Here is a 12,397-nt window from a genome sequence, read left to right as displayed (position 1 = left end):
GGTGCCACCGCGCCTCGCGGCGGCGGGCGGTGACCGCGGATGGCGATCGTCCGCAGCGATGGCCCACGGTATGCGATCCGTGACCGTCAGGGGTGCGCCGTGTTCATGGTCGCGCTCACCCGCCTCCCTCCCCTCCACCGCCGACGCGCGGGGGCCTCCGGCGATCGGCATCGACGGCTCCAGACGCTCGGCGGCTCACCGCTTCGTGTTCATGGGCGCGCTCACCCGCCTCCCTCCCCTCCACCGCCGACGCGCGGGGGCCTCCGGCGATCGGCGGTGGGGCCGAGCCGCGGGCGATCGGCCCCGAGACGGCGGCCCGGCACTGGGAGCCGACCGCGGACCTCACCGGCGTGGACGCGGTCGGCCATCGATCGCCCCCCGAGTCACGCCGTCACCCGAACAGGCCGGGGGCGAGGTAGGCGGCGAACCGGGGACGGCCGCCGGGCGGGGCCGGCCGGTAGGAGACGAAGTTGTGCAGCGCCGTCTCGCCCAGCGGCCGGTCCGCGACGGTCTCCAGGAACGCCGCATACGGCGCGGGGTCGCCGCCCACCGACCGGATGAAGGCGCTCATGCGGTCGCGGGCGACGGCGTCGTTCCCCGCCGCCGGGAGCACCGGGATGTAGAGAGTGGCGTTCGCGGGGGCTTCGGCGCCGGCGGTCATCTCGTAGACCGTCACCGGCTGCTTCGGCCAGCGGGGCCCCTCTCCGGCCGTCGCGCGCAGCACCTCCGTGAACGCGCCCGGCACGTGGCCGCGCGCCACCGCGGCGTACCGGTCGATGGCCGCGGCGTCCGCGCCCGCGTGGCCGAGATAGACCTTGACGCGGGAGGCCGCTCCCGCGAGGTCGAGCGCGAGCCCCACTGGAATCCGTCCCGGGCCGCCGATTCCGCCGACGTGGTCGGCCAGCCTCCGCCACGCCGTCCGGACGCCCAGGCGGCGCATGGCCTCGTCCAGCACCGGTCCGGCCCGCTCCGGGCCGCCGGCCTGTGGATCCAGGTACACCTTGAAGAGCGGCGCGGCTCCCGCCCGCCACGCGACCCCGTGCCAGATGGTGAACAGTCCGCGCGGCTCGGGGACCGTGAACAGCTCCGCCAGGGCGAGACAGGGCCCCGCCTGCGCGCCGAACTCGGCGCCGAGCAGCCGGGTGAGTTCCCAGCCGGCCGTCTGCCCCGCGGCCGCGGTGGGCACCGCGCCCAGGGACTCGATGGAGCACCGCAGTTCGACGTCGTCGCCGTGCCAGGCGATCGAGGGCTCGAACGGCGACCCGTCGATCGCCACGGTGGAGCGGAACGCCGTCCCGCCCAGCGGCGTTCGCCCCCACGAGCGGCACATCCACTCCAGCAGGGCGAGCGCCCCGGCGCGTTCCGGCGCGGGCAGCGCCGCGGCGTCCCAGCAGCGGCGCACCGTGTCGAGCGCCGCCTCGGTGAGGGGAAGGTCCGCGCGGTAGCGGCGGGACACCGGCCGCAGCGGCGGCCGGGCGGGCGGGGCGGGACTGGTGGTGGGAGGACCGGGCTGCATCGGTGTCACGTTCTCCTGGGGTTCGGGCTCTATCACGGGGATGCGGTGATGCGGTACCGGGCAGGGACGCCGGCCGGTGGGCCGGCGCCCCTGCCGGGCTACCAGCCGACCGGCAGCCGCCACAGGCTGCGCACCTGCATTCCGGCCTTCCACGGCGTCTCGACCAGCGGGACCGCCGCGTGCAGGTCCGGCAGACGGGCCACGAGCCGGCCGAGCCCCTCCTCCAGTTCGATGCGGGCCAGCGCGGCGCCCAGGCAGCGATGGATCCCGTGCCCGAATCCGAGGTGCGGGTTGCGCTCCCGGCCGAGGTCGAGCGTCTCGGGCTCGTCGAACACCTCGGGATCGCGATTGGCGGACGGCAGGACCGGCAGCACCGCCTCCCCGGCCCGCACCAGGGTGCCGCCCAGTTCGATGTCCACCGTGGCGTACCGCGCGAACGCCACGTGCGCGTCGACCGGGACGAACCGGAGGAGTTCGTCGACCGCTGCGGGGGTGACTCCGTCGGCACGCAGCCGCGCCAGTTCCGCCGGCCGCTCCAGCAGCGCGTGCACCGAGTTCATGAGCTGTGCGGCGGAGGTCTCGTAACCGGCGATGAGCAGGACGGTGGCGAGCTCCACCAGTTCGGTCTCGGACAGCCCGCCGGAGCCTCCGTGGCGGGAGCTCTGGGTGTCGTCGTCGCGGACCCGGATCAGCTGGCTGATCAGGGCGTCGTCCGGCCGGCGGCGCCGCTCCTCGATCAGTTCGCCGATGTAGGCGTGCATGGCCGCAGTGCGTTCGCGCGCCTCGTCGGGCGGCAGCGCGGTGGTGCTGGAGAACGCCACCAGCCACTCCTGGAAGCGGTCCCGGTCGGCGAACGGAACGCCCAGGAAATCGCAGATGACCAGGCCCGTCAGCGGCAGGCTGTAGTCCTCCACGATGTCGCCGGGCGGTCCCGTGCGCACCATGGCGTCGATCAGCTCGTCGGCGGTCGCGCGGATCCGCGGCCGCATCGTCTCGATCCGGCGCGCGGTGAAGGCCCGCGCGAGCAGCCGCCGCAGCCGGGTGTGGTCCGGCGGGTCGGTGCCGAGAATGCTGGTGTGGACGGGCTCCGGGGTGAGCCGCGCCTCGTCGTGCCGTGCGGTGGCGGCCCGGCTGAACCTGGGGTCGCCGAACACCGTGCGGACGTCGTGGTAGCGGGTGACCAGCCACGCGTCGTCCCCGTAGGGCGGCCGTACCCGCAGCAGTCCGGGGCGGCCGCGCAGTTCGGCGTAGCGCGGGTCGACCCTGAGTCCGTCGTACTCGCCGAACGGGTACGGCTCCGGTGGTGCGGCCCGGCCCCGGTCCGGCCCTCCGGCCGGCCCGCCCGCTCCGTCGCCGGAGGACCCCCCGGTCCGTTGGTGCGCCGGTTCCGCCGGGCGCATGTCGGTCCAGGCGGTGTCGACGTAGGCGAGGCAGCCCTCGCGGCTGTCCGCGCCGTGTGCGGTGGCCCAGCCGGCGGGAACCGGCGCGAACGCCGGCCACAGTGAGTGCTGTCCGCTGTCGTTGACCAGGACGAGGTACGGCTGTTCGGTGTCCTCGAAGGGATTGGGCACGGGGGTCACTTCGCTTCCGGGTCGTTCGGGGTGGCTCCGCCGGCCGGCGGGGGCGGCGGGAAGAAGCCCACCCCCGCCAGGTGGTCGATGTACCTGCGCAGGAGGGCGGCGTCGAGGTCGGGGCGGGGCACGCCGGACGCGGCGAGCGCCTCCCCGGTGTTGCGGTGGTCGAACCGCAGCGCACCGAGCCCGAGGAGGGCCGGCACGCTGTCGCTGAGCAGTTGCGCCGCCGCCAGGTCGAGGTCGGTGCGCGAGCGCAGCGCGGCCGTCCACTCCGGAGTCGGGACGGTGCGCAGCGGGTGGCCGGCGTCGTGCAGCACGTCGAGCAGTACCCCGAACGGCAGCGGTGCCGGGCAGGTGAGGTGGTGTCCCCGTCCCAGGGACTCGGGCCGGCGCGCGATGTGCACCACCGCCCCGGCCACGCGATCCACCGGGGTCAGTTCCACCACCGCCTCGGGCGCGCGCACCGCGTCCGGCGCGGTGCCGAGCAGCAGCATGGCCCGGACGAGGTGCCAGAGCGCGTCGTCGGTGCCGCCGGCGCCGGTGCGGGAGTCGCCGCCGATCCGGCCCGGGCGGTGCACGGTGACCGGGAGCCCGCGCTCGGCGGCGGACCACACCAGCCGCTCCGCCAGCCACTTGCCGGTGACGTAGCCGCTGGGCAGCACCGAGGCGGCGGGCGCGAGCCGGTCCTCGGCGAGGACGTCGGGGTTGCCGGCGGTACCGACCGCGACGGCCGCGGTCGACACGTGGTGGACGGGGACGGGACGGGTCCGCGCCGCCAGGCGCAGCACCTCCCGCGTGCCGGACACGTTGGTCGCCCACAGCCGCCGCCGGGTCTCCACCGCGCTCACCCACGCGCCGTTGTGGTAGACGGCGTCCAGCCGCTCGGCGAGCTCGTCGAAGCGGCGTTCGTCCAGTCCGAGCAGCGGCCGGGCGAGGTCGCCGACGACCGGGACGATCCGGTCGGCGGTGTCCGGTTCCCACAGGCCGTGCCTCTCCAGGGCGCGCCGCAGCCGCCCGACGGCGGCGTCCTCGTCGGTGGCCCGCACCAGGCAGTGCACCCGGGCCCGGGTGGTGCGCAGCAGTTCGCGGAGCAGGAACGAGCCGAGGAAGCCGGTGGCGCCGGTGAGCAGCACCTCCGCCGGGTCGGCGTTACGGGCGAGCGTGCCGGGGTCGACTCCGGTGACCTCCGGCAGCGGGTCCAGCTCGGTGACGGCGAGGTCCAGCGCGCCGCCGTCCGCCTGCCCGGCCGGGCCCGTCTCCGGCTCCGGTCCGCCCACCGCACCGGTCTCGATGGCCGCGGCGAGCCCCGCCACGTCCGGCCGCTCGAACAGCTCGCGGACCGAGACGTCGGCCCCGAGCCGCCGCCGCACCTCGCTGAGCAGCCGTGGCGCCAGCAGCGAGTGCCCGCCCAGCTCGAAGAACCCGTCGTCGATGCCGACCTCCGGCACCCCGAGCACTTCGGCGAAGACGTCGCAGAGCGTCCGCTGCACGCGGGTCTGCGGTGGGCGGCCGGACGGGCGGTCGTGGCCGGGCGCCGGAAGCGCCCGCCGGTCCACCTTGCCCGAGGGCAGCAGTGGGAGGGCGTCCAGCACCACGACCGCCGCCGGCACCAGGAAGGCGGGCAGCACCTCGGCGGCGCGGCGGCGCAGCCCGGCGGGGTCGGGGCGCGGCCGGCCGGCGGCCGGGACGACGTAGCCGACCAGCCGTTCGTCGCCGGGGCGGTCCGCCCGCACCACCACGACGGCGTGCGCGACGTCGGGATCCGCGCCGAGGACGGCCGCGACCTCGCCCGGCTCCACCCGGAAACCACGGAGCTTCACCTGGTCGTCCGCCCGGCCGAGGAACTCCAGGTCGCCGTCACGGGTCCAGCGCACGAGGTCGCCGGTGCGGTACATCCGGGAACCGGGCGGCCCGAAGGGGCAGGCCACGAACCGCTCGGCGGTCGCTCCCGGGCGGCCGAGGTACCCGCGCGCGAGTCCGGCTCCGGCGACGTAGAGCTCGCCGGGCACGCCGGGGCCGACCGGCTCCAGCCGGCCGTCGAGCACGTAGGCCCGGGTGTTCACGCTCGGCCGCCCGATCGGCGGCACCGGCTCGCCGTGGAGCGGCCGGCTCAGTGTCGCGCAGACCGTGGCCTCGGTGGGTCCGTATCCGTTGATCAGCCGCCGGCCGGTGCTCCAGCGCCCGGCCAGCTCGCCCGGAAGCCGCTCCCCCGAGGAGATGAGCCAGTCCAGCCCGGGCAGGTCCGCGGGGTCGAGCACCGCGAGCGCGGCCGGCGGCAGCACCGCGTGCGTGACCTCGGACTCGGCGAGGAAACGGGTCAGTTCCGGTCCCGGCGCGAGCCGGTGGGCGGGAGCCATCACCAGCGTCGCGCCGGTGAGCAGGGCGCCGAAGATCTCCCAGACCGCGCCGTCGAACGTCGGTGCGGCGAACTGAACGACGCGACGGGGCCGGCCGCAGGCGTCCGGCGCCATCCCGAAGCGTTCGCGTTGCACCTCGGCGAGACCCGGCAGACCGGTGTGGGTGACCACGACGCCCTTCGGCCGTCCGGTCGAACCGGAGGTGTGGACGACGTAGGCCGGATGCTCGGGGCGAAGCGGCTCGGCCCGCTCGGCGTCGGTGACATCATGAGCGGCCAGCCCGTCCAGGTCGGCGGACAGGACCGGGTCGTCGAGGACCACCCGGCGGAGCGGCAGGCCGGGGACGTCGGGAACCGCCGATCCCGCCGACTCCGTGCACACCAGCAGGGCGGGCGTGGCGTCCCGGAGGACGCCCGCCAGCCGCCCGGCCGGGTGCTCCGGGTCGAGCGCCAGGTACCCGGCGCCCGACTTGAGCACGGCGAGCACGGCGACCACGAGCCGCGGCGAACGCGGCAGCGCGAGCGCGACCAGCCGCTCGGGGCCGGCTCCCAGCCGGATGAGCAGGCGGGCCAGCCGGTTCGCCTCGGCGTTCAGCCGCCGGTAGCTCCACGTCTCGCCTTCGAACTCCACCGCGGGCGCCTCCCCCGCGCGGGCCGCGCACCGCTCGAACAGCTCCGGAACGGGGGCCACCGGAACCTCGCGGTCGGTGGCGTTCCAGGTCACGAGGGCGTGCTCGCGTTCATCCGGATGGAGGATGCCCAGGGCACTGACCGGGCGGTCCGGATCGGCCGTCGCGGCGGTCAGCAGCCGCACCAGCCGGGCGGCGAGCAGCTCCACGGTCTCGGGGTCGAACACGTCGGCGTTGTACTCGACCACACCGTCCAGCCCCGGCGCCGCGCCGCCCTGCCGCGCGGGCCGCTCGGTGAGGCTGAAAGTGAGGTCGAACCGGGAGGTCCCGATGTCCAGGTGCTCGGCCTCGGCGGCGAGTCCGGGGAGGTCCGCTCCGGCGGTCGGCGAGTTCTGCAGCACCAGCATGACCTGGAACAGCGGGTGGTGGGAGAGCGACCGTGCGGGGCGAAGCTTCTCGACCAGCCACTCGAACGGCACGTCCTGGTGCGCGTACGCCGCGAGGTCCACCTCCCGCACCCGCCCCAGCAGCTCCCGGAACGTGGGGTCGCCGGAGACGTCCGCGCGCAGCACCAGCGTGTTGACGAAGAACCCCACCAGGTCCTCCAGCACCCCGTCGGTGCGGTTGGCGATGGGGCTGCCGATGGGGATGTCCTCGCCGGCGCCGACCCGGGTGAGCAGCGCGGCGAGCCCGGCGTGCAGCGCCATGAACAGGCTGGCGCCGTTCTCCCGGGCCAGCCTCCCGAGCGCGGCGTGCAGTTCGGGCGGCACCGCGAACCGCACGATGCCGCCGCGCTGCGTCGCCGCCGGGGGGTGCGGGCGGTCCAGCGGAAGGGGGACCAGCTCCGGCAGGCCCGCCAGCGTCTCGGTCCAGTAGCGCAGGTGCGGATGTTGCGGCCCGTCGGCGCCGCCGTCCGCGGTGAGCCGGTCCAGCCGGTCGTGCTGCCACAGTGCGAAGTCGGCGTACTGGACCGGCAGCGGCCGCAGGTCCGGCGGCCGGCCCGCCGTGCGGGCCGTGTAGGCGGCGCCGAGGTCGCGCCACAGCGGTGCCAGCGACCAGCCGTCGCACGCGATGTGGTGCAGCACGAGCAGCAGTACGTGATCGGTGCCGTCGCCGGGGCCGGTCTCGAACAGTTCGGCGCGCAGCGGAATGTCGGCGGTCAGGTCGAAGGGGCGGACCGCCGACGACCGCAGGCGGGCGTCCAGCTCGGCCGCATCGCAGCGGGCCACCGGGCAGTCGGGGGCGACGCCGTCCAGCACCCGCTGGTACGGGGAACCGTCCCGCTCGGCGAAGACGGTGCGCAGGCTCTCGTGCCGCTCGACGACGTCGGCGAGCGCCGCGCGCAGCGCGTCGCGGTCCAGCGGCCCGCGCAGCCGCACCCGCAGCGCGACGTTGTACGCGACCGATCCGGCGGCCGCGCCGTCAAGGGTGTGCAGGAACCAGAGCCGGCGCTGCGCCGGGGAGAGCGGGAGCTCGGCTGGCCGCTCCCGCGGCGCCGGCGCGGCCACGGAACCGGTGCTGCCGCCGAGGCGGCGGGCCAGCTCCACCACCGTGGGGGCCTCGAACACGGTACGGACGGGCACCTCCGGCCCGAGCGCCGCGCGGATGCGGCCGACCAGGCGGGTGGCCGACAGGGAGTGCCCGCCCAGCTCGAAGAAATCGTCGTCGATCGAGACCGGTGAGACGCCGAGGACCTCCGCGAAGATCGCGCACAGACCGCCTTCGAGCGACGTGCGCGGCCCCCGGCCGCCGCGCGAGCCCACCCCCGGGGCGGGAAGCGCGCGGCGGTCCAGTTTGCCGTTGGCGGTGAGCGGCAGCCGGTGCAGGACGACCAGGTGCGTCGGCACCATGTACTCGGGCAGGCGTTCGCGCAGGTGGCGGCGGACCTCGTCCAGGAGCGCGCCGGTCTCCCGGGAGGCCGCCGGGCTGTTGGTGTGCCGGGTCGGATCGCCCGCCACCGGCCGGTCGTACAGGCCCTTGGCGGTCGCGCCGCCGCGCAGGAAGCACACGTCCAGGGCGCCGTCGGCGGCGGCGGGCCCGTCGGCGCACCAGCTGATCTCGACCCGGAAGCCGAGTTCGTCGCCCAGCGCGTGCAGTTCCTCGGGATCCGGCGCGGTCGGGGCCTCGCGAAGCCGGGACAGCGCCGTTTCGAGGTCGTCCTCGGCGAGGGCGCGGGCCGCGCGCACGGCGGGCTGGACCCGGGCGTTGGGCACGCCGCGCACCCGGACGCGGGCGCTCGGCCCGGCCTCCAGCAGGCGGCGCCGCACATCGTGCAGGCCGGTGCGGCCGTCCTCCCAGACCGTCTCGATGTCCTCGACGTCCTCGACGCCGTCGGCGTCCGGCCGCTCCGGCGCGGTCCGCAGCACCGCGTCGTAGCGGTACTGCGACATCTCGTTGTGCGCCCGGCCGCGCTTGACCCGGATGTCGACCGACCGGATTTCCGGCAGCCGCTCACCTAACGCGAGGAAGAAGTCCGGGGCGACCAGGAGCTCCTGCTCTGCGACGAGGTGCCGCTCGACCGCCGCGCGGGCCTCGGCGGCGCTCGCGACCGGCACGGCGCCCGGGCCGGCCGGGTCGCCGGTTCCGCGCCGCAGTACGACCTCGGTCTGGAACAGCCGGGACAGGCGCAGGTCGCGGACGTCACCGACGAACACGGCACCGCCCGGGGCCAGGCGGGACACCGCCGCGGCGACGACGTCGGCCAGGTAGCCGCCGTTCGGAAAGTACTGGCTGACCGAGTTGACGACGACGGCGTCGAAGTGGCCGGCGGGCAGTCCGTCGACCGACACCGCGGGCTGGACGCGCAGCCGGACGCGGCCGGCCAGCCGCGGGTCCGACGCGACCGTGCGGCGCAGCCGCTCGACGACGGGGGCGGAGAAGTCGGTGCCCCAGTACTCGGCGCAGTCCGGCGCGAGCGCGGAGAGCAGCAGGCCGGTGCCCACGCCGATCTCCAGGACGCGGCGCGGCCGCAGCTCCCGGATCCGCCGAACCGTGGCGGCGCGCCACTCGCTCATCTCGGGGAGCGGGATCGGGCGGCCGTCGTAGCTGCTGTTCCACCCGGAGAAGTCCGCGTCCGGGTGTTCTGGGGCGTCCGTGGCGTTCCCGGGCGCCGATCCGGCGTAGAGCGAGTCGTAGATCTGTCTCCACTCCCGTACCTGGGTCTCGGCGGTGCCGCCGCCCTCCGCGGACCGGTCGGCGGCGACCAGGTAGCCGACCAGCTGCCGCTCGCCCGGGCGGTCCTCGCGCACCGTCACCGCCGCGGCCGCCACCCCGGGGTGGCCGGCCAGCACGTGCTCGACCTCGCGCGGCTCGATCCGGAACCCCCGGATCTTCACCTGGTCGTCCACCCGGCCCAGGAACTCCAGCTCGCCGTCGTCCGTCCAGCGCACCAGGTCGCCGGTGCGGTACATCCGGGAACCGGGCGGCCCGAAGGGGCAGGCGACGAAGCGCTCCGCGGTGGCCGCGGGACGGCCCAGGTAGCCGCGCGCCAGGCCGCGGCCGGCGAGGTACAGCTCGCCGGGGACGCCGGGCGGGGTTGGCTGCAGGTGGCCGTCGAGCACGTAGCCGCGGGTCTCGTCCATCGGCCGGCCGATCGGGATCTCGCCGTCGGGCGGACGCTGCACCGGGTGGCAGGTGGCGAACGTGGTGGTCTCGGTGGGCCCGTACACGTCGACCACCGCGATGCCCGGGCAGGCGCCGAGCGCGCGCCGCACGGCGGCCGGGTCGACGCGCTCCCCGCCCACCCACACCTCGCGCACCGAGCGCAGGCACTCCGGGCGCTCTTCGGCCACCAGGTGGAACAGCGCGGCGGTGAGGAACAGGCCGGTGACCCGCTCCTCGCGCAGCACGCGCTCCAGCGTGCCGGGGTCGAGTTCGCCCGGCGGGGCCAGGACGATCCGTCCGCCGCGCAGCAGCGGCACCCACAGTTCGTAGGTGGCGGCGTCGAACGCCTGCGGCGAGTGCGCGAGCACCCGCTCATGGCCGCCGCCGTCCCAGCGGTGGTCCGCGGCGAGCGCCGCGACGGCGCGGTGCGGCACCCCGATGCCCTTCGGCGTTCCGGTGGTGCCGGAGGTGTACATGATGTAGGCGAGGTCGTCCGGGTGGCCGGCGACGGCCGGCGGCCCGGGATCCACGGCGTCGGGCTCGGTCGCGGGGTCGACGAGGGTGAGCCCGTCGAGCACGGTGGAGCGCGGCGCCGCGGTGCCGGTGATGGCCACCCGCGTCCCGGTCTCCTCGATGACCGGCCGGAGCCGCGCGCCCGGCTGCCGCGGGTCGAGCGGCACGTAGCAGCCGCCGGCCCGGATCACGCCGAGCACCGCCACCACGGCGTCGGGGCTGCGGTCCAGCAGGATGCCGACGGGCTCGTCCCGCCGGACACCGAGCGCGACGAGGCGGTGTGCGAGCAGGTTGGCACGCCGCTCAAGGCCCGCGTAGTCGAGGCGGGCCGTCCCCTGGACGACCGCCACCGCGTCGGGCACCCGCCGGGCCTGTTCGCCGAACAGTGCGGAGAGCGTGCGTTCGGGGAGCGGCCGTTCGGTGTCGTTCCACTTCTCGATGATCCGGTGCCGCTCCTCGGGGAGCAGCAGGCCGATCGAGGCGACCGGCCGGTCCGGTTCCGCCGCGAGGACGTCCAGGACGCCGGCGAAGCGGCAGGCGAGGTCGGCGAGGTCACCGGTGTCATGGCTGCCGGGGGCGGCGAACATCTCGATCGCGGGCTCCGGGTCGGCCAGCCGCACGCCGACGGCCAGGGCCGCCACGGGGCCGGGGCACCGGGTGCGGGTGACCGCCGTCAGACCGGCGAACCGCACGGCGGGCTGGTCGGCGAGCGCCACCACCGGTGCCGTCCGGCGCCGCCCATCGAGGCCCTGGTCGCGACACAGGTCGGCCAGGCGGTACCCGCCGTGCCGCCGCGCCGTATCCCACGTCCGCGCGCACCGCCGGACGAAGTCCGCGGCGGTCTCTCCGGCGTGGACGGGCAGGCCGAGCGGCGGCAGCGGCGAGGCGTCCTCAGCGCCGTCGACCGTGAGCACGGCCGGGCGCGTGGAGTCCAGCCGGTGGCCGAACAGCGCGACGGCCGCCAGCACGACGTCGAACGGCCGGACTCCCAGGGCTTCGGCGGTCCGCCGGCAGGCGGTGGGGGTCGTGGACCGCAGCGCGAGCTCGTGCCGGTGCGGCGGAAGGTGCGCGACGTCCTCGTCCACCACCGCGCACGCGGTGAGGTCGGCGGCGTGCGCGTTCCAGAACGCGCGGTCGGCGTCCGCCGGTGCTCCGGCCCCGGATTCGCCGTCCCTCACCCCGGGCCGGCCGGCCGGAGGAACGGCGGTCCCGGTGGTGTAGGCGGTGTAGAGCTCTGCGGCCCGCCGCCGGAGCCGGTCCGGGCCGGGCCGCCCGCCCGCCGGTGCGAGTTGTATCCAGCGGTGCAGTTCGGGGGCGAGCCGCAGCACCGCGGTCTCGGGGGCCGGGGGGCGCCGGTCCGCCGCTTCGAGCGCACGAGCGGCCCAGCCCTCGGCCGCGGCGACCGGATCCGGGGCGCCGCTGACGTCGATCCAGCGCGGCGGTGCCGGCCGGCCGCTCCCGTTCCGCCCGGGACCGTCCGGCCGTGCCGCGGCGAACTCCGTGGTGGCGGCGCGCAGCGCGCGGTCGAACGCATTCCGGTCGAGGGGACCGCGAATATCGACGTATTCACTTATCATGGACGACTTTCTCTGGATTCCTGGCTCCGGGTGCCGGACGAACTGTCGGGGGGACGGCATCGGGCGGGAGAACGGCCGGAACCGACCGCCGGTCGCCGCTTTACATTTCGCGTGGTTCACCGTCGACGGGCGGCCGGAACGAATGGAACCGACCACACCGGTTCCCCTCAAGGCAGCCCGTCTCCACTGGCGAGACGCGGTGCCGCACTGGACACCGGAGTCTGGATCCCCCTCGCCCTTGACCGGCAAACATGGAATTCAGGAATTTTTCAGGGAGCAGCACTACAGAACATCCATTTCGTGGCAGAAAAACACCGGACTGCCCGTACACGTCGTTTTTCGCGACAAACCGGGGATGATGCGGATCGCGGCGATTCAGGGCTGAAGCGAGACGATGAGCACCCCACCAGAAAGAACACTGTTCACGTTCTCTGGGGGATCTTGTCGATATTCGTCAGCGACTGTCGCTTTTTCGGCACCCGGCAGCCACACCGGCACCGGGTCGCACCGCGGCCGGAGCCCCCGGAGAACCGGGCGGCGGACCGGCCGTCCCACCGGCCGGCGAGCGGATCGGCTGGACATGACGACAGAGCGATCGGGCGACAGATCCACAGAGCGACAAAACGACG

4 protein-coding genes are annotated in these 12,397 nt (G+C 75.6%); 1 reads left to right on the top strand and 3 read right to left on the bottom strand.

Translation table 11 applies throughout. The features are described from left to right. Positions 1-391: 391 nt before the first annotated feature. From ACFQRF_RS09720 to ACFQRF_RS09710, 3 genes are all read right to left on the bottom strand, one after another. Positions 392-1,516, bottom strand: a complete 1,125-nt coding sequence (locus ACFQRF_RS09720; RefSeq protein WP_379870624.1) for a tryptophan dimethylallyltransferase family protein — start codon at positions 1,514-1,516, stop codon at positions 392-394. A 98-nt stretch (positions 1,517-1,614) separates the two neighbouring features. Then, the gene (locus tag ACFQRF_RS09715; protein ID WP_379870622.1) at positions 1,615-3,087 is read right to left on the bottom strand and encodes a cytochrome P450; all 1,473 of its coding nucleotides are present in this window, start codon (positions 3,085-3,087) and stop codon (positions 1,615-1,617) included. 5 nt (positions 3,088-3,092) lie between these two features. Further along, positions 3,093-11,768 (bottom strand): non-ribosomal peptide synthetase, encoded by an 8,676-nt coding sequence (locus ACFQRF_RS09710; protein ID WP_379870621.1) that lies wholly within the window; start codon positions 11,766-11,768, stop codon positions 3,093-3,095. On the opposite strand from ACFQRF_RS09710, the gene ACFQRF_RS09705 reads away from it, so the two are divergent. After that, entirely contained in the window at positions 11,767-12,153 is a 387-nt protein-coding gene (locus ACFQRF_RS09705; protein WP_379870619.1) for a hypothetical protein, read from the top strand. The two genes, ACFQRF_RS09710 and ACFQRF_RS09705, sit on opposite strands and share 2 nt — an antisense overlap. The last annotated feature ends 244 nt before the right edge of the window (positions 12,154-12,397 follow it).

It is taken from the genome of Marinactinospora rubrisoli (assembly GCF_042664915.1).
GTDB lineage: Bacteria > Actinomycetota > Actinomycetes > Streptosporangiales > Streptosporangiaceae > Marinitenerispora > Marinitenerispora rubrisoli.
This window is presented reverse-complemented; position numbering and strand designations above follow the sequence as displayed.

Coding starts and splice junctions, on each gene's coding strand:
- ACFQRF_RS09720 (WP_379870624.1), bottom strand. CDS start 1,516: ATGCAGCCCGGTCCTCCCACCACCAGTCCCGCCCCGCCCGCCCGGCCG.
- ACFQRF_RS09705 (WP_379870619.1), top strand. CDS start 11,767: ATGGACGACTTTCTCTGGATTCCTGGCTCCGGGTGCCGGACGAACTGT.
- ACFQRF_RS09710 (WP_379870621.1), bottom strand. CDS start 11,768: ATGATAAGTGAATACGTCGATATTCGCGGTCCCCTCGACCGGAATGCG.